We start from the raw sequence: 25,250 nt of genomic DNA, 5'->3' as shown, positions 1-25,250 counted from the left end.
GCCGGCGCCCGGGCGGCGTGGCGCACCGCCGGGCCGGTCGCCGCCTAGAGCAGCCAGATGCCGTTGGAAATCTGCGCCCCGACGAGGGCCTGGTTCTCGGGGCTTTCGGAGAAGCCGAGCAGCACGTCCTGACGGTCCCAGGTGCCGGTTGCCAGCCGGTCGAGCCAGCCGTTGAGGCCGACCGGATCGGGGCCGCGGCCCAGGACGTTCTGGTAGAGCGCGGTGACATAGGTGGTGTTCGAGGTGCCGACGCCATACCGCTGGATGAACTCGGCCGAGCCGATGAAGGCTCCGGCCATCTGCTTCAGCGTCATGCCCTGGTCGACGAGGTTGACGTTGTGCGACAGGCCGGGGCGGTCCGGCGTGCGGGCGAAGGCTGCCTGATAGAGCCGGTAGGTCTGGCCGGCGCTGCCGTCAAAGTCGAAGGCCAGCGTGCCGTTGTCGAAATCCAGCCGCTCGACGTCATAGAGCGTGTCGCGCCCCTCGCTGCCGGTCTTGTCGGTAATGGTGATGGTGGTGCCGTTGCGGGTGAAGGTGAAGTCGCTGCCCGGGCCCTGGAACTTCACCGTGTCGCGACCGGCGCCGCCATAGACCGTGTCGTTGCCGACGCTGGTGTAGCGCCCCTTGGTGGCGAACAGCCCGAAGACGTCGTTCCCCGAGGTGCCGGTGACGGTGTGGCCGGCGTAGCCGTCGATGAAGCGGTCGTTGTCCCGGATGGTCTCCTTCATCCAGTTCCAGTGGCCGCCGATGTCCGTGAAGTAGGACTTGGTCGAGACGAGGCCGACCGCATAGGGGCCGCTGGAGCTCTGGTAGAAGATCGGGCCGCCGGAATTGCCCGGGTTGATCTCGATGTTGCCTTCGTTGATGTAGACCTGATCGGTCGCATCCGCATAGACGGAGCCATCGTCGCGGACGGAATAGTTTTCCCAGGCGCCGGGGTGGCCGATGACGGAGACGCGCCCGCCGTTGTTGAAGTCCGGATCGACGCCGAACCAGCCATAGGTGTCGCCGAGCGGCTTCGACAGCGACAGGACGGCGATGTCGACCTCCGCATGGCCCATGGTGCTGAAGCGGTTGTCGCCCGGCGAGATCAGGCCGTCGCGGTCCGGATCGAAGGCGCCGGGATTGGAGTTGCTGTAGAAGTCGATCGCCGCGTAGCTGTAGAAGTTCTGGTTGAACTTGTCCGGATTGTAGACCGGATAGATCTTGATCGTGTCGGCCACACGGCCGAGCTTCACGTCATAGACCACATGCGCTGCGGTGACGAGATCGTTGCGCCCGACCAGGAAGCCGGTGCCGGTGTAGGTCGTGTTGCCCCACGTGGCGCGGATGAACACGACGGATTTGGCAGGATAAGCCGTTTCGTCGACGTAGTAGGTCATTCCAATCTCCGAACTGAGCCCTGCCTTTGCCGTGGCCGCAACCATTGATCGCGTCCTTGGCAGAATTGCGGCAGTCTGGTTCACGAAGGCTTACGATGCCGTGTTGAAAAGCAGGGACCGGACAGGTATGTCAGCCTGTCCGTTCGCCAACCTGGAGGCTGCCTTGGATCCCTTTCGCCGGCTGCTCGGCCGTGGTGCCGCAAAGAAGGCAGGCCAGGTCCTGCGCGAGGCCGACGAGGCCCGCGACGCCGGCAACTGGAGTGCGGCGGCAGACCTCTACGCCGCCTTTCTCGAGATGAAGCCGGAGGCGGACGGGATCTGGATCCAGCGTGGCAACATGCTGAAGGAATCCGGTCGTCACGCCGACGCCATGGCGGCCTATCGCAAGGCCATTGCCCTCAACCCCGACAGTGCGGACGCCTTCCTGATGCTGGGCCACCTGCACAAGGTCATGGGCGACCTGGAGGGCTGCGAGGCCGCCTACCGGCAGGCCTTCATCCTCAACAGCGAGGACCGCACCGCCTTCCGCGAGCTGAGGGCCCTGGGCGCGAGCCTCGACGCCGACACCTTCGCGGCCGCCGCCGCAAAGCTCGCCGGGCGCGGCGAACAGGTTCTGATGGACCTGTCCGACATCTTCAAGTTCCTGAAGGACCATGCCACGGTCTCGGGCATCCAGCGGGTGCAGCTGCACCTGTCGGAAAGCATCATCCGCGCAGGCGGTGACACCTTCCGCCTGTCCTATCTCGACGAGGTGACGCGGGCCTATTACACGATCCCCTCGCAGACGGTGCTGGACCTGGCCGCCGCCCTGCGCCGCCAGCCGGTGGACCATGGCGAGCTGCGCGGCATCATCGCCCGGGCCGAGCAGGGGGCGGAAGTCTACGTGCCGCGCGCGGGCGACGTGGTCTTCGTCGCCGGCGCCTTCTGGATGCTGCCGGACACGGCCAACATCTATCAGGCGCTCAAGAACGCCGGCGTGCGCATCGCCGTCTACATCTACGACATCATTCCGATCACCCATCCGGAGTTCTGCGCGCCGGAGCTGGTGGCGCGCTTCTCGCGCTGCCTGTTCCACTTCATCCGCATGGCCGACGTGATCTTCACGATTTCGGAGTTTTCCGCCGTCGACCTCGTGCGCTACTGCAAGGAGCGCGGGATCCCGCTCGCCCCGGTGCGGCCGGTCAAGCTTGCCCATCAGCTCGACAGCGGCGAGAGCAGCGCCAGCCGGGCGAGCCCGGCCGTGCGCGGCCTTCTCGAGCGGCCCTTCGTGCTCTTCGTCTCGACCATCGAGGCGCGCAAGAACCACAATTACCTGTTCCAGATCTGGCTCAAGCTGCTGGAGCGCCACCCGCGCGACACGGTGCCGGAGCTGGTCTTCGTCGGCCGCCCCGGCTGGCGCGTCAAGGACCTGATGGGGAGCTTTGCCTCGCGCAACCATCTCGACGGCAAGCTGCACATCCTCAGCAATGTCTCGGATGCGGACCTGTCGCTCCTCTACCGCGCCGCCCGCTTCTCCGCCTTCCCGAGCTTCGTCGAGGGCTGGGGCCTGCCGATCGGCGAGAGCCTGGCCTTCGGCACGCCCTGCATTTCCTCCTCTACGTCCTCCATGCCGGAGGTCGGCGGCGACCTGGTCGATTACGTCGATCCGCACAATGTCACCGGCGGCCTCGCGCTGGTCGAGGAGCTCATCTACACGCCCGGTGCCCTCGAGGCGCGCCGCCAGCGCATCGCGCGCGACTTCCGCGCCGTGACCTGGCCGCAGGTGGGCGACGAGATGCGGGCCCGCTTCGGCGAGGTGCTGCGGCGCGAGGCCCCCTATGACGAGCCGGACCGGGGCGCGGACGACACGGTGGCCCGGCTCGCCCCGGGCAGCCGCATCCTGTTCGAGGAGTCCGCGCTGGAGCCGCGCATCGAGCGGATGCGGGAGCTCGCCGAAGCCGACTTCATCTTCGACGACAAGTGGCTCTGGGACGAGCATCAGGTGAAGTGGCTGAGCGGCAGCCGCGCGCGGCTCGGGCTGCGGATGCTCGACACGGCATCCGGACAGGCCACGTCGGCGCAGGTGGCCCCGGGCAGCGTCATCCCGGTGCAGCTCGACCTGCGGCTGAAGGCGCCCGCTGCGGCCGGCAACACGCTGGTGTTCCGCAGCGGCGGTGCGGAGGTCGGACGTCTTGAGGCCCGGGCAGGGGACTGGCTCGTGGTCTGCGGGGCGGTGGTCGGCGAGGACGGCATCGTCCGGCTGGATCTGGAGATCGAGGGCCTGATGCCCCGCGACGACCGGCTGCGCCCCATCCTGGTCGGGGTGACCGCGCTCGGCATCTCGGCACCCGTGGCGGCACAGCCGTTCCTGGCGATGGAGCAGCGCATCCGTCTCGTCCGGCCGAAGCCCGACCGCTGAGCAGCGACCCGGCCCCGGCCGGGAGATCAGGCCAGATGCTCGGGCCAGACGCTCTGGTCAGACGCTCAAGCCAGACACTCAGGCCAGACACTCAGGCCAGACACTCAGGCGGGCGGCAGCAGGGTGGCGGTGTCGAGATCGCCTGCGTCGTGGTGCGACTTGCGCCGGAACTCGGCATAGCCGATCGCCATCCGGCCATCGAAGATCGCCTTCTCGGTCAGGAGACGCACCTGCATCGGCATCAGCGGGTCGGTGATCTCGAAGGACAGCGAGATTTCCATCCGCCCGCGCGAGGACACGACCATGTGGGCCCGCGTCAGCTCGTGGTAGACCGGGCCCTCCGACACGCCCACATCGATGATGCAGGGCGTGCCCATCGCCTCGGCCGAGAAGCCCACCACATAGCGCAGTGCCCAGGCCCCGGCGGGAATGTGCATGTAGGGACCGAAGGCGATGAAGCGCGCCCGGCCGGTCATGTCGAGGGGCTGCGCCACATGGTCATGCGGCGGATCGCCGGCGAGGAAGAATTCCTTGGTGATGATGAGCGGCACGTCGCGGTTGCCGGCCAGCATCTGGTCGAAGCCGCCGAGGATGTAGTCGGCCGCCGCGCCGACGGCCTCGCCGAAACTCTCCACCAGCCCGGCCCGGGCATCCGGTCCGCCGTTGTCGTGACCGGTTGTCGCCGCCAGGTCCGTGACGGTGCGCTCCAGGATGCGGCGGGCCCCGGCGGCATCCGTCGCAAGCCCGTAGACATCGGCGATGCGCTGGATCGCGCTGAGCGGATCGGCGAGCGCCTCGTCGACATGCAGCCGGGTGACGTGGTCAACCCCGTGGAAATCTACCAGGCAGGAGCAGTCGCCGGAGATCAGCCGCACGCTGGTGCGTTCGTCGGCCTTGCCGGCGCGGAACAGATGCAGCGCGGCCTGGCGCGGATCCGACAGGGCCAGCAGCATCGGCCGGCGATACTCCTTAAGGCGGGCCATGAGCGCCACATCGGGGCGGCCGGCGGAAACCACCAGGTGATCGGTGCCCGAACGCAGCAGCTCGGTGGCGATGTCGGCGAGGCTGCCCGGAATGTGGGTGTCGGCCGCGCGCTCGCCCCGGGCCGCGATCAGCTCGCAGACCACCGCGCGGCACCATCTGGTAAAGGGGCCCGGCAGGCCGAGAACCGTATAGATCATCGCAAGCGTCCTGTCGGGCTCGGCGGTCAGGCCTTGTGGCGCACCAGATCGGCCTCGACCATCTCGACGATCATGTCCTCGAGCGAGGTCCGGGCGGTCCAGCCGAGCTTCGCGCGGGCCTTGCTCGCATCGCCGAGGAGGATATCCACTTCGGCCGGGCGCAGGAAGGCCGGGTTGATGCGGACATAGTCGTCCGGATCGAGGCCGACATGGGCGAAGGCGATGGTGATCATGTCGCGCACGGTGGTGGTGCGGCCGGTCGCCACGACATAGTCGTCCGGCGTGTCCTGCTGCAGCATCAGCCACATGGCCTCGACATAGTCGCGCGCATGGCCCCAGTCGCGCTTGGCATCGAGGTTGCCCATCTCGAGCACGTCGAGCTTGCCGAGCTTGATGCGGGCGACCGCGTCGGTGACCTTGCGGGTCACGAACTCGAGGCCGCGCAGCGGGGATTCGTGGTTGAACAGGATGCCCGAGGTGGTGTGCATCCCGAAGCTCTCGCGGTAGTTCACCGTCATCCAGTGGGCGTAGAGCTTGGCGGCGGCATAGGGCGAGCGCGGATAGAACGGGGTCGTCTCCGACTGCAGCGGCTCCTGGATCAGGCCGTACATTTCCGAGGACGAGGCCTGATAGAAGCGCGCCTCAGGGGCTTCGATGCGCACGGCCTCGAGCATGTTGACGGCGCCGATGCCCGTGACGTTGCCCGTCAACACCGGCTGTTCCCACGAGGACTTGACGAAGGACTGGGCGGCAAGGTTGTAGACCTCGTCCGGCCGGGTCTCGCGCACGGCGCGGATCAGGCACGACAGGTCGGTCAGGTTGCCGTCGAGATACTCGACGTCCTTCTCGATGCCGAGCCAGCGCAGTCGGTGGTCGTTGACGCCGAAGTGGCTGGACCGGCGCACGAGACCGTACACCTTGTATCCCTTCTCCAGCAGCAGCCTGGAGAGATAGGCGCCGTCCTGGCCGGTCACCCCCGTGATCAGTGCCGTCTTCGCCATCAAACAGCCACCCTTCAATTCTATCGAAACGCCGGAGCGGCCCGGAGACATCCGGACCCAAGCCTTCGGCGGATTAAACCTTCGACAGGGCAAGGTCAACTGACGCTGCAACCGGTCGCGCCCGCACCAAGCTTGAACGGGGGGCTGCAAACCGATACATCAGGGCGGGTGGCCTGTCGCGTGTCGTGCAGAGTCGCGCCGGTAAGACCGGCTGCGGCCGGCCTCGCAAGGGCTCCGCAGGCGGACACGTGGCAGCGATGGCACGACCGGACAGCGGGGGTGCGGGCACCACGGGCATCCTGCGACGGGATCCGCCGCAGCCCCGGGAATTGGCCGGACACGCCGGTCCGCACGGCGGGCCGGACCTTCGGCAACAGGCAGAACGGGCTGGTGTCAGCCAGTCGGCGCCTTGCGGCGGGCCCGGACGGACCTGCGGCGGGCGGGACACCGGCCGGCAGGCGACGCCGGCGGCGATGACCGGGGAAGCGCCCAGAGAAACACGATGACAGACCAGCAGCTCAAGGAACCGACCATGGTCAAGCCGGAGTCTCCCTCGGGATTCAAGACGCTGAGCCCGGCCAACATCGCCAAGCCGCTGCAGCGCCTGTCGCGCGCGCCGGCCGGCGCCTTCGATCACGTCAGCAAGGACTGGAAGTCGCGGCTGCGAATCGGCGGCTGGGGCTCGTTCATTGCGCTGGTGATGGTGCCGACGCTGTTCGCCTTCGTCTATTACGCCTTCATTGCCTCCGACCAGTACGAATCCGAGGCCCGGTTCATCGTGCGCTCCTCGGAGAAGCCGCAGGTCGGCGGGCTCGGCGCGCTGCTGCAGACGACCGGCCTCGGCCCGGCCCAGGAAGAGACCTATTCGGTCCTCGACTACATGGCCTCGCGCGATGCCCTGCGCGACGTCCAGGCCGTGGTCGACTACCAGGCGCTGATGGGCCGCGACTTCGTCGATTTCCTCAGTGCCTTTCCCAACATGATCGACGGGGCCACGTTCGAGGGCATGTTCGACCACTACACCCGGCATGTGACGCCCAAGCATGACACGACGTCCGGCATCTCGACCGTGACCGTGCGCGCCTTCACGCCGGAGGACGCCCAGGCCATCGCCACCGCGCTGCTCGACAACGCCGAGAAGCTGATCAACCGGATGAACCAGCGCTCGCGCGAGGATTCGCTGACCCTGGCCCGGGACGAGGTGCGCAATGCCGAGCAGCGGGTGCTCGACAACCAGCTGCGCCTGAAGGCCTTCCGCGTCAAGGAAGGCATCGTCGATCCGGAAGTTGCCTCCAAGGCGGCGCTGGAACTGATCGGTGAGCTGACCGGCGAGCAGGCGAAGCTGGAGACGCAGCTGCGGCTGATCAAGGAACAGACCCCGAGCAGCGTGCAGATCCAGGTTCTGCAGAAGCGGCTCGATGCGCTTGTCGCGCAGCTCGATCAGGAGCGGGCCAAGCTGGTGAGCCAGAACGGCTCGCTGGTCGGCACCTATGCCGAATACGAACAGCTGGTGCTGGAGCAGGAGTTTGCCGCCAAGGCGCTGCTGACCGCCCAGGCCAATCTGGCCTCGGCGCGGGTCGAGGCGGCGCGCAAGCAGCTCTATCTGGAGCGGATCGTCGAGCCGAACGCGCCCGATGATGCCCGCTATCCGCAGCGCCTGCTGCGCATCCTGACGGTCTTCATGACCTTCTTCCTCGGCTATGCCATCATCTGGCTGCTCTATGTCAACGCCCGGGAGCACAAGCATTGAGCCTCGAGGCTGATCCCGCAGGACGACAGGTCGGCTGGCTTGGCAGTGCCAGGCAGATGATGGCCACGCAGACGCGTGTCATCGGCGCCCTCGTCATGCGCGAGATCCACACGCGCTTTGGCCGCGACAACATCGGCTTTGCCTGGATCATCCTCGAGCCGCTGATGTTCTGTCTCGGCGTCATCGCCATGTGGTCGATCGCCAAGTCGAGCAGCCACGTCGAGACGCCGATCGTGCCCTTCCTGCTGTCGGGCTACATGCCGCTCCTGATGTACCGCCACTGCGTGATGCGGGCCCTGCGCTGCATGCAGGCGAACCTCGAGCTGATGTATCACCGCCAGGTGACGATCTTTGCCATGTACATGGCGCGCATGGGCGTGGAGGTGATCGGCACGCTGGCGGCCTTCTTCATGACCTGGATCATCTTCTACGTCTGGGGCTTCGTCGAGATGCCGCATGACCTTGGGCCGATCCTGTTCGGCTGGGGCCTCTATGCCTGGTACTCGGTGGCGGTGGCGATCCTGATCGGCGCGCTGTCGGAGCGGTCGGAAGTGGTGGAGAAGATCTGGAACCCGCTCTCCTACATCATGATCCCGCTGTCGGGCACCTTCTACATGGTGAGCTGGCTGCCGGCGCCGCTGCGCGAATACATCATCCTCGTGCCGCAGGTCAGCGCGGTCGAGTACATCCGACACGGCATTTTCGGGCCGACGGTCGCCACCTACTACAACCTGCCGGTCGCGATCTATGTCACGGCGGTCATCACCGTCCTCGGTCTCTACTTCCTCAAGGACGCCCGGTCCTATGTGGATCTCCAGTGAGCCTGCCCCGTGATCCGCGTCGTTGATCTCGTCAAGGAGTACCGTCACGGCCACAGCACCAAGCGGGTGCTGGACGGGGTGAACTTCGAGGTGCGCAAGGGCGAGCGCCTCGCCGTGCTCGGGCGCAACGGCGCCGGCAAGTCGACGCTGGTGCGCCTGCTCGGCGGGCTGGAATACCCCACCTCCGGCAAGATCCAGTGCGACATGAGCCTGTCCTGGCCGCTCGGCCTCAACGGCGGCTTCCAGGGCAGCCTCACCGGCATCGACAACATGAAGTTCATCGCACGGCTGTACAACCGGCCGTACCGCGAGGTCTTCGACTATGTGGAATACTTTTCCGAGCTGGGCGCCTATCTGGCGCAGCCGGTGAAAACCTATTCCTCGGGCATGCGGGCGCGCCTCGCCTTCGGCCTGTCGCTGGCCATCGACTTCGACTGCTATCTCATCGACGAGGTGATCTTCGTCGGCGACCAGCGCTTTCACCGCAAGTGCAAGGAAGAGATCTTCGAGAAGCGCTCCGACCGGGCGCTGCTGCTCGTCTCCCACGACGCCGCCATCCTGAACGACTACTGCAACGGCGCGCTGGTGCTGCATCAGGGGCGGTCGAAGTTTTTTCAGGATATTTCCCTCGCCCTCGACATCTACAACAACCTCTGATCCCGCGCGGCTTTGACGTGCCGCCCCCGGGCCCTTATAGGGATGGTATTGGCGGCAAGGGCGGTGCGTCCTCGCTGCAACCAACAAGAAAGACGAGACAGATGAGCGCTTCGGACAACACCGTGACCATCGACGGCAAGGTCTACCAGCTCTCCGCCCTGAGCGCGGAAGCCCAGAACCAGCTGCGCAACCTGCAGGAAGTCGATCGCAAGATCGCCATGGCCAAGAACGAGATCGAGACCATGACGACCTGGCGCACGATCCACAGCCATGCGCTGAAGGTGGAACTGGACAAGATGGCCTGACAGGCTCCTTCCGTCTCCTGCCAGTCGGGCAGGGGACGGACGGCAGGACGCGCGGCCGCCGGATCGCCCGGCGGGCCGTCTCAGGCGGAAGGATCGCTGCGGATGCTCGGGGCTGTGGATCTGGAACTGGCCGACCCGCCGGCGCAGGAGGCCCGGGCCGCACCGGACCGCCGGCACATCCTGTTCCTGCAGGGGCCGCTGTGCCCGCTCTATGCCCGCATGGGCGCGCTGATGCGCCAGGCCGGGCACCGCGTGTCCCGCATCAACTTCTGCCCCGGCGACTGGCTGCACTGGCGCAGCCCCGATGCCCTGTCCTATCGCGGACAGCCGGAGGCGTTCCGGCATTTCATCGAGGATTACCTGCGCCAGAACGCGGTCACCGATCTGGTGCTGCATGGCGACCAGCGGATCTATCACAAGGCGGCCATCGCGGCGGCGGGCCCGCTCGGCCTCCAGATCGCGGTGACCGAGCTTGGCTACCTGCGCCCCGGCTATCTGACCCTCGAGCGCGACGGCCTCTCCACCTTGAGCCGCTTCCCCGACGATCCCGATGCGATCCGGGCGCTGGCGGCCGAGGCGCCGGAGGCCGATCTGGAGCCGCTTTATCCGGGCTCCTTTGCCCTCGAGGCAATCCCGGACATGATCTACAATCTTTTCAATGTGTTCGCCGGCTTTGCCTATCCGCATTACCAGCGCCACACCCTGTACAACCCCCTCGTCGAGTATCCCGCGCACGGGATGCGTCTTCTCGGCAAGAGCCGCCGCGATGCGGCCGTTGCCAGCGAGCAGGCTGTGCTCTTTGCCAGCGGCGCCGCCTTCTTCGTGCTGCCGCTGCAGCTGGAAGGCGACTTCCAGCTCCGTGCCCATTCGCCCTACGCCAGCTTTGCCGAGGTGATCGAGACCGTCATCGCCTCCTTCGCCGCCCAGGCGCCGAAGGCCAGTCGTCTGGTGCTGAAGAGCCATCCGCTGGATGCCGGCTTCGAGCGCTGGCCGGAGCGGACGGCGGCGATTGCCGACCGGCACGGCGTGCGCGACAGGGTCCTGTTCTTCGACGGGGGGACGCTCGGGCCCCTGTTCCAGCGCGCTGCCGGTGTCGTGACCCTGAACAGCACCGCCGGGCTGGAAGCGATGCAGGCCGGCTGTCCCGTGAAGACGCTGGTGCCGGCTCATTTCGACATCCGCGGCCTGACCCATGCCGGCCCGCTCGACGGCTTCTGGACGGCGCCGCAGCGCCCGGACCCGGAGCTGCTTGAGGATTACATCCGGGCGATTGCGGCCCATATCCAGGTGCGCGGCTCGATCCACAACCATGCGGGTCTCGAGGCGGCGGCCCGCAACATGACCGCGCGCATTCTCGACCGCGCCCTGAACCGGGGGGCGGCGCATGTCACCCCGCCGCCGCGGCTCGCCCGGGCGCGGGCGCTCGGGGTGCCGCTGTGACCGGCGCACCCGCGAAGGCCGACAGGCCGGCCTCCCTCATGCGGCTCAGGCTCGACCTCTGCGATCCGGCGCTGGAGCCGCTGCGGCCGGACCTCAGCGACCTTGTCCGCGATCCGCAGGGACCGCTCGCCGCCGCGGTCTCTCCCGAGGCCGACCGGCCCGGTTCCGGTGCGGGGCGTGCGCAGGCTGTAACGAGCCGTGCCACGCGCCCCTCCGCCCGTCCGCGCCGCCGGGTGCTGGCCAGTGGCCTCGATCCGGCTGCCTATGCGAGGGCCCGGCGCGAGGCGCTGGCGACCGGCGGCCTCGTGGTGCTGGTGTTTCCCGGTCCCTTCGGGGTGCAGCCGCCGAGCCCCTATCCGCATGTGCTTGGCTGCGTCCCCGTGCCGGCACGCGTGCTGCCGCTCGCCGAAACGCCCGACACCGCGCTGCTGTCCGCCCTGCGGGCGCTGGCCCCCGCCGACGGGGGCAGGGCGCTGGCCGCCTGGCGTGCCGCGCGTCCCGACCCCTGGTACCGGCACGGCGCGCTGGAGGCACCGCCCGCCGGTGCGTTCGGCCTCGACCTGCGCCAGCTGCAGCCGCGGGATCAACCCGGCCCCGGGGAGTATCGTCTGGTGGCCGACGGCGATGGCGCCTATGCGCCCTGCAGCGACACCCGTGCGAGGCTGCTGCGCGCGCAGCCGTCACCGGGCAGCCCGCTCGGCTGGCTGGAAGCGGCCTCCGGCATCACCACCGACGATGCCTCCCTGGCGCTGCATGTGCTGTTGTCCGGCCTGCGGCTGGCGCGCGCGCCGGCCGGCTCGGTCGCCGCGCTCGTTGCCGCCGCACCGGACCGGGATGACCTTCTGACCGTGCTTGCGAGCCAGGGCCTTGCCTGGCTTGAACCCTACCGCCGCAGCGCGGTGTCGCTGCAGGACGGGCTGGACATTGCCGCGACGCTGGAACAGGCGCACCGCAGCAATGCCCTGCCATCCTACTGCCTCGGGGTGCAGCGCTGGAACCATGCGGCGATCCGCGCCACCTTCTCCGGTGCCGATGACAGCGTCACCTTCTGCGACACGCTGGAGGCGGCCATCGAGGGGGCCCGGAAGACCGGCGGCCGTCTGCTCTCCTGGGCAAGCCGCACCACGCCCGAGATCGAGGCTGCGGCGGCTGCGGCCGGTCTGGAGCTCTTGCGCATCGAGGACGGCTTCCTGCGTTCGGTCGGCCTCGGCGCCGGGCTGGCGCGGGGGGCCTCGCTGGCGGTCGATGCGGACGGGATCTACTACGAGCCGTCCCGACCGAGCGCGCTGGAGCGGCTGCTGATGCAGGCGGAGCTGACGCCGGCGCAGCGCGCCCGGGGTCAGGCCTTGCGCCAGGCCATCGTGGCCGCCCGGGTGAGCAAGTACAATTTCGGCGCCAGCCGCCGCTACGCGTTTCCGAAGGACCGGCCGGTGGTGCTGGTGCCGGGGCAGGTGGCCGATGATGCCGCCGTGCGTCGCTCCACCTCCGCCACCATCGACTGCGCCCACACGCCCAACGTCAATGTCGATCTGCTGCGCCTTGCGCGCAGCCGCAATCCGGACGCCTGGCTCGTGTTCAAGCCGCATCCCGATGTGGAGACCGGCCTGCGCAAGGGCCGCATCGAGGAGGCCGAGCTGGCGGGCCTGGCCGATTTCGTCGCCCGCGATGCCGACATCATCGACCTGATCGAGGCGGTTGACCGGGTCGAGACCTTTTCGTCGCTGTCGGGCTTCGAGGCGCTGCTCCGGGGCCGTCCGGTGACGACGCACGGTCTGCCCTTCTATGCCGGCTGGGGCCTCAGCACCGACCTGACCCCTTGCGCGCGGCGCGGACGGCCGCGCGACATCGACGAGCTGGTCTATCTGGCGCTGGTGGTCTACACCCGCTGCATCGACCCGGTGACGCTGAGGCCCTGCCGGCCGGAGGACGTGATCGCCCGGCTGGTGGAGCAGCGCCGCAGCCGCCGGCATCGGCTGACCGCCGATGCCCTGTGTCATCTCTCCTGGCTCGGCCGCAAGCTGGGCCTTTGACTGTTCCCGCGTCTGCCCGGAGGTTGCCGTGCCCCGTCCCGATCCGAACTCCATCGTCCTGACGGGTGCCAGCGGCGGCATCGGCACGGCGCTCGCGCTGGAGTATGCCGCCCCGGGCCGCGTGCTGCTGCTCGTCGCCCGCGATCCCGACCGGCTGCAGGCACTGGCGGCGGCGGTGGAGGCACGCGGGGCGCAGGCCGAATGGGCCGCCATCGACGTGCGGGACCGGGCGGCCCTCCGGTCGGCGCTCGCCGCCTTTGACGCGCGCCATCCCGTCGATCTGGTGCTGGCCAATGCAGGCGTCACCGGCGGTCTTGGACCTGACCGCTCGCGCGAGCCCGATGCCGCCTCGGACCGGCAGTTCGACATCAATCTGGGAGGCGTCGTCAACACGGTCACGGCGCTGGTCGAGCCGATGCGCCTGCGCGGCCGCGGGCAGATCGCGCTGGTGGCCTCGCTGGCGGGGCTGCGCGCCCTGCCGGACATGCCCTCCTACAGCGCCTCCAAGGCCGCCGTGGTCGCCTATGGCCATTCCCTGCGCGGCTGGCTGAAGCCCTTCGGCGTGTCGGTCACGATCCTGTGCCCGGGCTTTGTCACCTCGCCCATGTCCGCCCGGCACAAGGGGGCCAAACCCTTCGAGATCTCCGCCGAAGATGCCGCCCGCCGCATGCGCCGGGCCATCGAGCGCCGCGCCGCGATCCATGCCTTCCCGCTGCTGCTGGCCACCGGCATCTACCTGCAGGGCCTGCTGCCCCCCAAGCTCGCCGACCTGTTCATGAAGGGCTTCGAGGCTGAAATCGACCCCGATCCGCGGTTCGAGCGGGAGTAGGGGGATCGGAACAGACGTGCCACTTGCCGCAGCCTCCCTCTCCCCCCCTTGAGGGGGCAGAGGGGGGTATGCGGCACTGCGGCTTTCGCTGGTGCCGTGACGGAGGAGGCGCCGATATCCCCCTCTGTCTGCTGGTGCAGACATCTCCCCCTCAAGGGGGGAGAGGGGCGCGATAAACGGCGCCCTGGAGAGATCAGCCTTTATCGCGTGGCCTGGATCAGCCGCTCCACCGCCGAGCCTCCGGCGCGGACGGCGGCGAGTTCTTCGGCCGTCACCGCCACCACCCGGTCGATCTGCTCGAACGTGTGCTCGCTGGTGATGAAGAAGCGCAGGCGCGCGGCCTTTTCCGCCACGGCGGGGAAAATGATCGGCAGGGCGTTGATGCCGCGCTCGAGCAGGCGGTTGGAGAGGGTCACCGCGCCGATGCTGTCGCCGACAATGACCGGAACCACGGAGTAACCGGCGCTCGGGCCGGTGTCGAGGCCGGCAGCCTTCGCGGCCTTGAGGAAATGCTGGCCATTGGCCTGCAGCCGCGCCACCCGCTCCGGCTCGCGCTCCAGCAGTTCGGCGCTCCTGGTCGCTGCCGCAGTCAGCGCCGGGGAGAGGCCGACCGAGAAGACGAAGCCGGGCGCGGTCGCCTTGAGATACTCGCACAGGACGCGCGAGCCGGCGATGTAGCCGCCGCAGGACGAGAAGGTCTTGGACAGGGTGCCCATCCACATCTCGACCTCGTTCGGGTCGACGCCGTAGTGCTCGGCGATGCCGCGACCGGTCGCGCCGAGCACGCCGATGGAATGGGCCTCGTCAACCAGCAGCCAGGCGTCATAGGCCTGCTTCAGCTTCACCACCCGCCTCAGGTCGGGGAAGTCCCCGTCCATGGAGTAGAGGCCCTCGACGATGATCAGCACATGCTCGTACTTGTGCCGGTTCTCGGCAAGCAGCCGCTCCAGCGCGTCGAGGTCGTCATGCGGGAAGTTGATCCGGGTCGCGCCGGACAGCCGCGCGCCCTCGGCTATCGAATTGTGCACGAGCTGATCGGTCAGGATCAGGTCGCCCTTGTTCATCATGTGGCCGATGGTGGTGACGTTGGTGGCGTGTCCGCTCACCATCACCACGGCCGCCTCGGTGCCGTGGATGCGCGCCAGCGCCTCCTCCAGCTCTCGGTGGATCGGCCGCTCGCCGGCCACGACGCGGCTCGCCGACACGCTGACGCCATAGGTCTCGACGGCCGTCCGGGCGGCCTCGACGACCTCCGGATGCCCGTTCAGGCCGACGTAGTTGTAGGAGGCGAAGTTGTCGTAGACCTTGCCGTCGATGGTCGTCGTGCCGGCAGCCAGGCCATCATGCGGGCGGAAGAAGGGGTTGCCGATCCCCATCATTTCCGCCGCTGCCCGCTGCATCTGCAACTGGCGCACCTGCGGCAGCTCGGTGAAGTCGAAGGCCTTGCGTCTCGGGGCCGGCTCCGGAGCGGCTGCAACGGCCGGACGGCGGTCGCGGCCGGCGCGACGGCCGGCGCGGATGCTGTCCATCAGCTTGTCGCGGTCGCCACCGGCAATGCCGCCAAGGCTCGGGCGCTTCTCCGTCATAGCAGGGACCTCATCTCGCGGCTCTTGGCTTCAACCTGTTCGGCAATGCCGGCCAGATCGCCGGCCTCGGCCAGATCTTCCGACACGTGCTGGCTGGCAAGCTGCTGCGCCTCGGCCGACGCGCCGCTCTCGCCTTCGCCGCCCAGCACCCGGTTGACCACGCGGGTGGCCAGGTCGATCAGCGTCGCGCCATTGGCCAGCGACATGAGCGGAATGTCGATGCCGAGCTGGCGTTCCGCGCTCATGCGCAGCTCCAGCGCCATGAGCGAATCCATGCCCACTTCCGACAGCGGCTTGTGCGGGTCGATCTCCTCCGGCGAGATGCGCAGGATCTTGCCGATCTCGCCGGCAAGCAGGCCGCAGACCGTGGTCACGGCCTTCACCTTGTCCATGCCCTTGAGCAGGACGGTGAGGTCGATCGCGCCTTCCGCCGCCGTGCCGTCCTCGACGGAGCCCAGCCCCATCAGCGCCACCAGCGGCGTGTCGAGAAGGGCAAGGTCGCGCCGGGCGGCCTGCCAGTCGATGCGGGCATACCCGACGGCGGCCGTCTCCAGATCGGTCTGGGGCTCGCTCATCAGGGTCACCAGACCATCCAGCGCCTCGCGGGCGGTGAGGGCATGGCGGCCAAGCTTGCGCGACAGCAGCTCGTTGACATCCTCGTTGCGCGCCAGATAGCCCGCATCCGAGATCGCGCCCCAGGCGACCGCAAGACCAGGCTTGCCCTCGGCGCGGCGCTTGCGCGCCAGTGCCTCGAGATAGCCGTTCGCGGCCACGTAGTTGGCCTGGCCCGGGTTGCCCACCAGCGTGGTGGCCGAGGAATAGACCACGAAATGGTCGAGCGGATCGTTGGCCGTCAACCGGTCGAGCAGCTCCGCGCCGCGCACCTTCGGTGCCAGCACCCGGGTCAGCCCGTCATGGTCGAGGTTGGAGATCAGCACGTCGTTCAGCACCATCGCGGTGTGGAAGACGCCGCGGATCGGCGGCAGGCTCGCACGGGCCGTCTCGAGGGCCGCTGCAAGGCCCTTCTCGTCCGTCAGGTCGCAGGCGGGGGCCTGCACCGTCACGCCACGCGCGGCCAGTTCCCCGATCACGCGTGCAGCCTCCTCGCCCGTCCCGCCGCGACGGCTGAGGACGACGAGATGGCGCGCGCCGAGATCGACCAGACGCCGCAGCAGCTCCGTCCCGAAGCCGCCGAAGCCACCGCCGATGACATAGGTCGCCTCGGCGGAGAGGGTGAGGGTCCGCGTGCGGCGCACCTCGGCGGGAACATGCGGCGGCCGCAGGATGATCTTGCCGATATGCCCGGCCTGCTGCATCAGGCGGAATGCCTCGACCACGCCATCGGCCTCGAAGACGCGATAGGGGAGCGGGGCCAGCGTCCCGGCCTCGAACAGGCGCACCAGCTCGACGAACAGCTCCTTGGCCAGCTTCGGCTGGCGGGTCAGGAGCTGGTCGGCGTCGATGCCGAAGTAGGTCAGGTTCTGGCGGAACGGCCTGAGGCCGATGCGGGTGTTGCCGTAGTAGTCGCGCTTGCCCAGTTCCAGGAAGCGGCCGAACGGACGCAGCACCTCGATGGACCGCTCCATGGCCTCGCCGAAGAGCGAGTTGAGGACAACGTCCACGCCCTCGCCGTCGGTTGCGGTCATGACCTCGTCAACGAAGGCGAGGCTGCGCGAATCCAGCACCAGATCGGCACCGAGCAGCTTGAGGAAGCTGCGCTTCTCCTCCGATCCGGCAGTGGTGATGACACGGGCGCCGCGCCACTTGGCGATCTGCAGGGCCGCAAGGCCGACACCGCCGGCGCCGCCGTGAATGAGCACGGTCTCGCCTTCGGACAGGCGGGCCAGATGCACCAGGGCGTAATAGGCGGTGAGGAAGGTCACCGGAATGGTGGCCGCCTCTTCCGACGACACGGTCGAGGGCATCGGGGCACAGGCGTCTTCCGACACGGTCACATGCGAGGCAAAGCAGGCCGGTGCGAAGGTGATGACCTTGTCGCCCGGGCGGAAGCGGGTCACGTCGGGACCGGTGGCCAGCACGATGCCGCAGCATTCCATGCCGAGCGTCGGACCGGCAAACCCGTCCTCCAGGGCCTCTTCCGGCAAGAGGCCGAGGGCCCACATGACATCGCGGAAGTTGAGGCCGCTGGCCTCCACGGCGATCTCGATCTCGTTGCCGGCCGGCGCCTTGCGGTCAACCGCATGCCAGGCGAGCTGGTCGAGCGAGCCCTGCCGCAGGATGTCGAGGCGCATGGCCGGACTGGCGTCCGGCGACACGGCGCTGTCGGCAAACAGTCCGCCCTGCACGATGCGCAGGCCCGAGCGACGGCGGCCGTCGAGGATGATCTCGCGCTCCTCGCCGCTCTTCAGGATCTCCTCGGCCAGACGCACGGCAGCAACACCGGGCTCCAGCGTCGGCGAAAGGTCGATGAGGCGGATGCCGGCATTGGCGAACTCGTTCATCGCCACCCGGCCATAGGCCCAGACGGCGGCCTGGTCGGGCCGGTGGGCCGCGCCGCCGGCAATGTCCTGCATGCCGCCCGGTGCGACGATCCACAGCCTGGTGTCGGCAAAGCCGAGGCTGTTGAGCAGCTGGGTCAGCTGCCACGTGCGCTGGTCGACCACGGCAAGCGCATCACCGGCCGGGGCAAAGGCCCCGGCAAGGTGGACGATGCCGGCCGTTGCCCGCTTCAGAAGTGCAGCCGTCTCCGCCGCACCCGGCGTCAGCGTCAGGCCGATCAGGCCCTGATCCGAACCATCGGCATCGGCTGCCGCCACGGTGACGCGGATGCCGCGCGGGGCCAGCGTCGATTTCAGCGCTTCCGCCAGCTTGCGGCTGTCGCCCTCGGCATCGGCGATGACGATGAGCTCGGCCGTCGGGTCGCCGTCCGCGGCGATCTCCGCCTCGGCCGGGGCAGCAACAGGGGCGCGCGCGCCGATCAGCGTGGCCTCGGCCACGTCGCTGGCGAGGGCCACCGTCTCGATGTCGGTCAGGCCGAAGCCTTCCAGCATGCCGCGCCACTCCTCGGCCCCGCGCTGGCGCGAGACCGGGAAGCCGGCCACGGCGGTCTCCCGCCACCAGTCGGCGCCGATGCCGCGCAACAGGTCGGTGAGCGGAGAGGGCACGAACTCGGCGCTGAACAGCAGCCCGCCGCGCACCAGATGCCGGACCACGGCGGCGATGTCGTCGGCGTTGCGGTCCGTCAGGCTGCCGCCGGACAGGATGATGTCGAACGGCCCGGCAGCCGCCAGGGCGTCGGCCTCCTCGAAGGCGACGAAGCGGACATTGCTCGACCCGGTCCACTGCCGCTCGGCCCGGCCGAGCAGGGTGGAGACCGGATCGGTCACGGTGACCGAAGCCCGGCGCGGGTCGCAGGCGCGGTCCAGCGCCAGCAGCAGTTCCGGACTGTCGGCGCCCAGCACCAGGAGGCGCAGGGCCTGATCCTTCGGCCAGCCGGCGATGATGCGCTCGGCCAGATGCCGCAGGCCCTCGTTGCGGGCAAGCGCGGCCGGCGAGGAGGTCTGATAGGCCTCGAACAGGCCCGAGGCAAACCAGCCGGAGGCCTTGTCCGCCAGACCCCGGGCGAGCAGGCCTTCCAGCCCGTCATGCAGACGCGACAGCAGGGCCGCCTCGGCAATGTGGCCCGAAGCCTCGAGCGCCACCGTCTTGAGAAGGTCGGCGGTGGCCGGCCCCTCGGCCGGATCCCCGAGCAGCGTCACCTCGCCCTGGTCTTCGGCGAGGCCGCTGTCGGTCAGCCAGCCGAGCAGGGCATGCACGAGCGGCAGCGCGCTCTCCGCGATACGGCCGGCGGCGACGAGGGCGGCGGCGTCGAACCGGGCACCGCCGGCGATCCGCCAGAGGGTTTCATGGGCGATGGTGCGGCCCATGGCCTCGACGAGGAGCAGGGTCTCGCCCGGCTCGAAATCGCTGTCGCTGGCAACGCCGGCAGCCTGGGCGAAGGCGGCAAAGCCCTGCGGCATGACGTCGGCAACCGGAGCCACACGGCCGGCATCGGCCAGCAGCGTGGCGAAGGTCCGGTAGGCGAGATCGTCCTGCCGGGTCTCGCGGCCAAGGCGCACGGCGCGGAAGCGGGCCTGAGTGAGGCGGGCGACCACCTGCCCCTCGGCGTCGAGATACTCGAAACTGGCCTCGATCGAGCGCGGCGAGGCCTTGGTGACCTTGATGCGCACGCTGGCCGGCACGACCTCCGGCGCCAGCAGGCGCAGCGCACCGAAGCGGATCGGCAGGAAGCTGGTCTGGGCGGGGATCTCCTGCACGCCGCTCAGCAGCGCGAACAGGCCGTGGAAGCCGGCATCCAGCAGCGTCGGGCACAGGGCGAAGCGCTGGGTGCCAAGCGCCTCGATCTGCGGCTTCAGGGTCACCGTGGCGGTGGTGCGGTCATGCGTGACGACCGAGTCCGCCCGCTGGAAGGCAGGGCCGTAGCGCAGGCCGAAGGCCCGCGTCACCTCGTAAAGGGCGTCATGGTCGAGCGTGACCAGCGCCTGGCTGCCCGTCCCGATCACCGGCTTGCGGTCCTTGCGCACGGCCGAGACATAATGGCCGCGGGCATTGAGCGCCCATTCGGCGCCGGCCAGACGCGGGCGGGAGAGCACCTCGACGACGCGGTCGTCGGAGGAGATGCGCACCTGCGTCTCGAAGGTTTCCGCCCCGTCGAACACCAGCGGCCGCAGGATGTCGAAGTCGCGCAGCTCGATCTCGTCGGCCCCCGACCAGCGCAGCGCGGCGCGCAGGGCCATCTCGGTGTAGCCGGCCGCCGGGAACACGACGGACTCCTCCACCTTGTGGTCGGCAAGCCACGGCAGCAGCTGCGGATCGACATGGTTGAACCACTCGCCCACGTCCTGGCGCAGCCGGTAGCCGAGCAGCGGCCAGCTCTTGCCGAACATGTAGTCGACGCTTTCCGGCGTCGCTTCCGGCTTGAACGGCACGTTCTGCCAGGGGTAGTGGGGCAGGGCGACCGGGTCCGCCGGAGCCTCGCCGAAGAAGGCCCCGAGGTCCACCGCGCCGCCATGGGCCAGCACGTCGGCCGCCGCATACTCCACCGGGTTGCGGGCGGTCTCGCCGGTCTTGGCCGGCATGTCGAGGCTGGCGAGCACGTCGGCGCGCTGGCCGGCCTCCTTCAGCACGTCGGTCATGTAGGTGCCGAGCACCGGGCGCGGGCCGATCTCGAGGAACACCGAGATGCCGTCGGCGGCCATGGCGTCGATGGCGGCGGAGAACAGCACCGGCTGGCGCACGTTGCGCCACCAGTAGTCCGGGTCCAGCGCCACGTCGCGCCTGTCCGGGTCGACGGTCGAGTAGAAGGGAACGGTCGCCGCCCGGGGCGTCACGCCCTCGAGCGCGGCCAGCAGCGGCTCGCGGATCGGTTCCACCAGCGCACAGTGGAACGGATAGGCGAGGTTGAGCTTCTTCATCGCCCAGCGCTTCTTGCGGGCGTATTTGCCAAAGGCGTCAAGGCTCTCGACGGGACCGGAAATGGTCACGCTGCGCGGCGAGTTGATGGCCGCCAGCTCGATGCGCGGGAAGCCGGCCTCGTTGATCGCCGCCTGCGCCTCTTCGGCCGACAGGAGCAGCGCGGCCATGGTGCCGAGGTCACGAATGACCTCCTGGCGGGTCGAGCGGGCATGAATGACCTTCACCGCCTGGTCGAGCGTCAGCGCGCCGGAACACCAGGCGGCCGCGACTTCGCCCACGCTGTGGCCGGCGACCGCGCTCGGGCGCAGGCCGCGCCTGGCCAGCGCCTCGACGAGGGCAACCTGGACGGCAAACAGCAGCGGCTGGGCGATCTCGGTGCGCTCGATCTCGGTCTCGAGATCCTCGGAGAACAGCGTCGTCAGCAGCGACCAGCCGCCAAGGCCCATGAACTTGCGGTCGACACGCTCGAAGGCCTGCTGGAAGGCCGTGTCCTTCTGATAGGCATCGCGGCCCATGCCGGCCCACTGCGAGCCGTTGCCGGAGAAGACGAAGCCAACCTTCTGCTCGCCCCGGACGGTGCTGCCCTGCACCAGGTTGGGGCAGGAGCCGTCGGCGAGGAAGGTCTCGAGCACGCGGCGGCGCTCGTCGGCCGTGGCGCCCAGCACCACCAGGCGGTCGCCGAGCAGGTCACGCGTGTAGGCAGCGGAGGCCGCGATCTGCGCGGCCTTGCCGTCAGACGCGCCGTCCAGCGCCTCGTGGTAGCGGCGGGCGAGCTGGCCGAGGGCGGCCTTGCCGCGGGCGCTCAGCACCAGCGGCGTGTCGAGGCGCGGTGCCTCGGCGGCGGCCGGAGCCGCGTCGCGGTCGCCGTCCGAGATCACGACATGCGCATTGGTGCCGCCGAAGCCGAAGGAGTTGATGCCGGCAAGGCGCGGCTTGTCCGACGCCTTGAGCGCGACCGGCTCGCTGGCAACCTTGAGGTTCAGCTCCTCGAAGGCGATGTCCGGGTTCGGCGTGTTGAAATGCAGCGAGCGCGGCAGCTCGTTGTGCTTGAGCGCCAGCAGCGACTTGAGCAGGCCGACGAGGCCGGAGACCGGCTCCAGATGGCCGACGTTGGTCTTGACCGAGCCGATGTGCAGCACGTCGTCGCGCTTCTGGCCGATCACCTTGCCGAGCGCTTCCGCCTCGGCCGGGTCACCGACGCGCGTGCCGGTGCCATGGGCCTCGACAAAGGCGAGCGCATTGGGGTCGACGCCGCCGGCGCCGTACATCTCCGCCAGCAGGGCCGCCTGGGCATAGGGCGAGGGCAGGGACAGGCCGACCGTGCGGCCATCGGCATTGATGCCGGAGGCGAGGATGCGGCCATGCACGCGGGTGCCGTTGGCCCGCGCCACGCGCGAGGACTGCAGCACGAGCACGACGGCGCCTTCCGAGCGGACATAGCCGTCGCCATTGGCGTCGAAGGCCTGGCAGAGGCCGGTCGGCGACAGCATCGAGGCGCGGGAGAAGCCGACGAAGGAGAACGGGCTCAGCAGCATGCTGACGCCGCAGACGATGGCGGTGTCGATCTGGCCGCTCTCGAGCGCCGAGACCGCCTCGTGCAGGGCGACGAGCGAGGACGAGCAGGCCGTGTCCACCGTGAAGGACGGGCCGCGCAGGTCGTAGATGTAGGAAATGCGGTTCGAGACGATGGACAGCGTGTTGCCGGTCATGAACTGCATGTCGGCATTGGGCGGATCGATCACGAAGCGGTGGTGGTAATCGAGCGAGGACGCCCCGACATAGACGCCCGTGGAGGTGCCGGCGAGCGCGCTCGGCGGCAGCCCCGCCTGTTCCAGCGCTTCCCAGACCAGCTGCAGCAGGATGCGCTGCTGCGGGTCCATCTGCAGCGCCTCGCGCGGGGAAATGCCGAAGAACGACGGGTCGAAGCCCCAGACATCGTCCAGCTGGCCGGCAGCCCAGGTGTAGGCCTTGCCGGCGGCGCTGCGGTCCGGGTGCCCGAATCGCGACAGGGGCCAGCGGTCTTCCGACACGCTGGTGACGGTGCAACGGCCTTCCTTCAGAACGGTCCAGAACTCGTTCGTGTCCGCCGCACCGGGCAAGCGGCTGGCGTAACCGATGATTTCAATGTTGCTCTTGATGGATGCCATTCGAAAAAGCCTGTGCGTCCTGACGTCTTGCTGGGTCGATCAGTCCTGGCGCCGCCTCACTGGGGCAGGCGTCGCGATGGCTGACACGGCGGATCAGAAGACGCAAATCTCTCATCGGTTACAAAATGGGCCGGCATAGGTCCTCGTTAATTCTTGACAGAGTTGAGGTGGATCTCCCCGAAAGGACCCGCAGCTCCCTATCCGAAAACATCTACGCTATTTGCCGACCCCCTGACAATCACCAGACCCGCGAAGGCGCACGCCGACGGGCCCGGCCGGCCAAGGGGCACGGCGGCTCAGATTGCGGATACAAGCGCAAGGCGGCGAGCGCAAGGCGAAAGCAAGGCGGGGCTGTATTTACTCCCCGTTAAGGCTCGGCCATGGCCCCGGAAAAAAGCCGGGGGCGGCGACGCGACCGGCACGGCAGCGGCCCGCAGCAGCAGGCCAGCATCGGGCCAGAGACTGCCCTCCGACTGCCCTGCGACTGCCCTGCGACTGCCCTGCGACTGGCCTGCGACTGGCCTGCGACTGGCCTGCGACTGGCCAGAGACCGGCCAGCGCTTGGCGAGCGGCCCGACATCGACCGGATGGGGCGACGCGGGCGTCGCCCCATCCGGTCGGTCAATCTCCGGGTGGTGGTGCGGAGACAGCCGGGGCGGCCGGACGGCGGGGGCGTCCGGCGGCCGGATCTCAGACGTTGCTGTCCGGGAACGAGGCCTTGCGCTGTGCCATGAAGGCAATCAGCGCCTCGTCGATGGCCGGGTCGAGGGCAGGGGCCTCGTAGTCGGCCAGCATCTTCTTCCAGATCGCATTGGCGCGCCGGGCCGCGTCGAGCTGGCCGTCGGCGAGCCACTGCTCGTAGGAGTTGTTGTCGGCGAGCTGCGAGCGGAAGAAGGCGGTCTCGAAATTGCGCTGGGTGTGGTTCGCGCCGAGGAAATGGCCGCCGGGACCGACCTCGCGCAGGGCGTCCATCGCCATGCCTTCTTCCGAGAGATCAATGCCCTTGGCCAGCACATGCATCATGCCGAGCTGGTCGGCGTCCATGACGAATTTCTCGTAGGACGAGCACAGCCCGCCCTCCAGCCAGCCGGCGGCGTGGAGGCAGAAGTTGACGCCCGAGACCACGGTGGCGGCAATGGTCTGGGCCGATTCCTGCGCCGACTGCGCATCCGGCAGCTTGGACGAGGTGAAGGATCCGCCGGAGCGGAACGGCAGGTTCAGCCGCCGCGCCAGCTTGGAGGCACCGTTGAGCAGCAGCGTGCCTTCCGGGCTGCCGAAGGTGGGGGCGCCGGACTGCATCGAGATCGACGACACGAAGGCGCCGAACACCACCGGCGCGCCGGGGCGGATGAGCTGCGTCAGCGCGCAGCCGGCCAGCGCCTCGGCCAGCACCTGCGCCAGCGTGCCGGCAACCGTCACCGGGCTCATGGCGCCGGCAAGGATGAAGGGCGAGACGATGCAGGCCTGGTTGGCCCGGGCATAGACCTTCAGTGCGCCCAGCATGGTGGCATCGAAGACCAGCGGCGAGTTGGCGTTGATCAGCTGGATCATGACGCAGTTCTGGTCGACGAAGTCCTCGCCGAACAGGATCTGCGCCATCTTCACCGAATCTTCCGCCCGCTCCGGATGGGTGACCGAGCCCATGAACGGCTTGTCCGACCATTTCATGTGCGCATAGACCATGTCGAAATGGCGCTTGTTCACCGGCAGGTCGACCGGCTCGCACACCGTGCCGCCCGAATGGTGCATGTAGGGCGACAGGTAGGACAGCTTCACGAAGTTGCGGAAGTCCTCGATGGTGCCGTAGCGGCGACCCTTGTCGAGGTCTGTGACGAACGGGGGGCCATAGACCGGGGCAAAGACCAGGTTGTTGCCGCCGATGACCACGTTGCGGGCCGGGTTGCGCGCATGCTGGACGAACTGCGCCGGCGCCGTCTTGACGATCTGCTGCAGCATGCCTTTCGGAAAGCGCACCCGCTCGCCCTGGACATCGGCTCCGGCCTCTTTCCAGATCGCGATCGTCTCCGGATCGTCGCGGAACTCGATGCCGATTTCCTGCAGCAGGACATCGGCCTGCGCCTCGATCTGCGCCGCGCCCTCGTCCGAGAGCACGTCGTAGATCGGAATGCCGCGGGTGATGTAGGGAATGCCAAGCCCGCCGGCTCCGCTCGCGCGGGCTTCGCGGCGCGCACTGCGCCCCCGGCGACCGGCGGATACTGCAACATCAGACATGGGCTGAGCTCCCGGAAAAGATCCTGCGCTGCTTTCAACGTGCCTTCCACTGTCG

The 25,250-nt window shown here is 68.8% G+C and carries 14 protein-coding genes; 8 read left to right on the top strand and 6 right to left on the bottom strand.

The window, feature by feature from the left end; genetic code table 11:
- Positions 1-44: 44 nt before the first annotated feature.
- Positions 45-1,382, bottom strand: a complete 1,338-nt coding sequence (locus tag GWI72_RS08785; RefSeq protein WP_161708401.1) for a DUF4214 domain-containing protein — start codon at positions 1,380-1,382, stop codon at positions 45-47.
- Between the two features lie 163 nt (positions 1,383-1,545).
- Here GWI72_RS08785 and GWI72_RS08780 point away from each other — a divergent pair, with 163 nt between their 5' ends.
- Complete coding sequence (locus tag GWI72_RS08780) at positions 1,546-3,780, top strand: glycosyltransferase family 4 protein (protein WP_161708399.1); 2,235 nt, start codon at positions 1,546-1,548, stop codon at positions 3,778-3,780.
- Positions 3,781-3,884: 104 nt separating this feature from the next.
- Here GWI72_RS08780 and GWI72_RS08775 read toward each other — a convergent pair whose 3' ends face one another.
- Positions 3,885-4,961, bottom strand: a complete 1,077-nt coding sequence (locus tag GWI72_RS08775) for a hypothetical protein (RefSeq protein ID WP_161673884.1) — start codon at positions 4,959-4,961, stop codon at positions 3,885-3,887.
- A 26-nt stretch (positions 4,962-4,987) separates the two neighbouring features.
- The gene (gmd, locus tag GWI72_RS08770; protein WP_161673882.1) at positions 4,988-5,962 is read right to left on the bottom strand and encodes a GDP-mannose 4,6-dehydratase; all 975 of its coding nucleotides are present in this window, start codon (positions 5,960-5,962) and stop codon (positions 4,988-4,990) included.
- A 502-nt stretch (positions 5,963-6,464) separates the two neighbouring features.
- Here gmd and GWI72_RS08765 point away from each other — a divergent pair.
- From GWI72_RS08765 to GWI72_RS08735, 7 genes are all read left to right on the top strand, one after another.
- On the top strand, positions 6,465-7,712 hold the full coding sequence (locus tag GWI72_RS08765; RefSeq protein WP_161673880.1) for a hypothetical protein: 1,248 nt from the start codon (positions 6,465-6,467) through the stop codon (positions 7,710-7,712).
- Complete coding sequence (locus GWI72_RS08760; RefSeq protein ID WP_161673878.1) at positions 7,709-8,533, top strand: ABC transporter permease; 825 nt, start codon at positions 7,709-7,711, stop codon at positions 8,531-8,533. The genes GWI72_RS08765 and GWI72_RS08760 overlap by 4 nt, the downstream gene beginning before the upstream one ends.
- A gap of 9 nt (positions 8,534-8,542) precedes the next feature.
- Complete coding sequence (locus tag GWI72_RS08755) at positions 8,543-9,190, top strand: ATP-binding cassette domain-containing protein (RefSeq protein WP_161673877.1); 648 nt, start codon at positions 8,543-8,545, stop codon at positions 9,188-9,190.
- 101 nt (positions 9,191-9,291) lie between these two features.
- Positions 9,292-9,495 (top strand): DUF6447 family protein, encoded by a 204-nt coding sequence (locus tag GWI72_RS08750; protein WP_161673874.1) that lies wholly within the window; start codon positions 9,292-9,294, stop codon positions 9,493-9,495.
- A gap of 102 nt (positions 9,496-9,597) precedes the next feature.
- The gene (locus GWI72_RS08745) at positions 9,598-10,935 is read left to right on the top strand and encodes a capsule biosynthesis protein (RefSeq protein WP_161708397.1); all 1,338 of its coding nucleotides are present in this window, start codon (positions 9,598-9,600) and stop codon (positions 10,933-10,935) included.
- Positions 10,932-12,965 carry a capsular polysaccharide export protein, LipB/KpsS family gene (locus GWI72_RS08740; RefSeq protein ID WP_161708396.1) on the top strand — a complete coding sequence of 678 codons (2,034 nt, stop codon included), beginning with the start codon at positions 10,932-10,934 and terminating at the stop codon, positions 12,963-12,965. The genes GWI72_RS08745 and GWI72_RS08740 overlap by 4 nt, the downstream gene beginning before the upstream one ends.
- A gap of 28 nt (positions 12,966-12,993) precedes the next feature.
- Positions 12,994-13,794, top strand: a complete 801-nt coding sequence (locus GWI72_RS08735; protein ID WP_161708394.1) for an SDR family NAD(P)-dependent oxidoreductase — start codon at positions 12,994-12,996, stop codon at positions 13,792-13,794.
- Positions 13,795-13,994: 200 nt separating this feature from the next.
- Here GWI72_RS08735 and GWI72_RS08730 read toward each other — a convergent pair whose 3' ends face one another.
- The 3 genes from GWI72_RS08730 to GWI72_RS08720 form a co-directional block, all read right to left on the bottom strand.
- Positions 13,995-15,323 (bottom strand): aminotransferase class I/II-fold pyridoxal phosphate-dependent enzyme, encoded by a 1,329-nt coding sequence (locus GWI72_RS08730; RefSeq protein ID WP_390806607.1) that lies wholly within the window; start codon positions 15,321-15,323, stop codon positions 13,995-13,997.
- 53 nt (positions 15,324-15,376) lie between these two features.
- Entirely contained in the window at positions 15,377-22,963 is a 7,587-nt protein-coding gene (locus tag GWI72_RS08725; protein ID WP_161708392.1) for a type I polyketide synthase, read from the bottom strand.
- A gap of 690 nt (positions 22,964-23,653) precedes the next feature.
- Positions 23,654-25,195, bottom strand: a complete 1,542-nt coding sequence (locus GWI72_RS08720) for a trimethylamine methyltransferase family protein (RefSeq protein WP_161708391.1) — start codon at positions 25,193-25,195, stop codon at positions 23,654-23,656.
- Positions 25,196-25,250: the final 55 nt, after the last annotated feature.

This window comes from Pannonibacter sp. XCT-53, assembly GCF_009915765.1.
Lineage (GTDB): Bacteria > Pseudomonadota > Alphaproteobacteria > Rhizobiales > Stappiaceae > Pannonibacter > Pannonibacter tanglangensis.
The sequence above is the reverse complement of the archived record's forward strand: the minus strand, read 5'-3'. Positions and strand labels throughout refer to the sequence as shown.

Excerpts from the sequence above, each read along its gene's own strand:
- GWI72_RS08785 (WP_161708401.1), bottom strand. The coding sequence starts at position 1,382 with ATGACCTACTACGTCGACGAAACGGCTTATCCTGCCAAATCCGTCGTG.
- GWI72_RS08775 (WP_161673884.1), bottom strand. The coding sequence starts at position 4,961 with ATGATCTATACGGTTCTCGGCCTGCCGGGCCCCTTTACCAGATGGTGC.
- gmd (WP_161673882.1), bottom strand. The coding sequence starts at position 5,962 with ATGGCGAAGACGGCACTGATCACGGGGGTGACCGGCCAGGACGGCGCC.
- GWI72_RS08765 (WP_161673880.1), top strand. The coding sequence starts at position 6,465 with ATGACAGACCAGCAGCTCAAGGAACCGACCATGGTCAAGCCGGAGTCT.
- GWI72_RS08750 (WP_161673874.1), top strand. The coding sequence starts at position 9,292 with ATGAGCGCTTCGGACAACACCGTGACCATCGACGGCAAGGTCTACCAG.
- GWI72_RS08745 (WP_161708397.1), top strand. The coding sequence starts at position 9,598 with ATGCTCGGGGCTGTGGATCTGGAACTGGCCGACCCGCCGGCGCAGGAG.
- GWI72_RS08730 (WP_390806607.1), bottom strand. The coding sequence starts at position 15,323 with ATGGACAGCATCCGCGCCGGCCGTCGCGCCGGCCGCGACCGCCGTCCG.
- GWI72_RS08725 (WP_161708392.1), bottom strand. The coding sequence starts at position 22,963 with ATGGCATCCATCAAGAGCAACATTGAAATCATCGGTTACGCCAGCCGC.
- GWI72_RS08720 (WP_161708391.1), bottom strand. The coding sequence starts at position 25,195 with ATGTCTGATGTTGCAGTATCCGCCGGTCGCCGGGGGCGCAGTGCGCGC.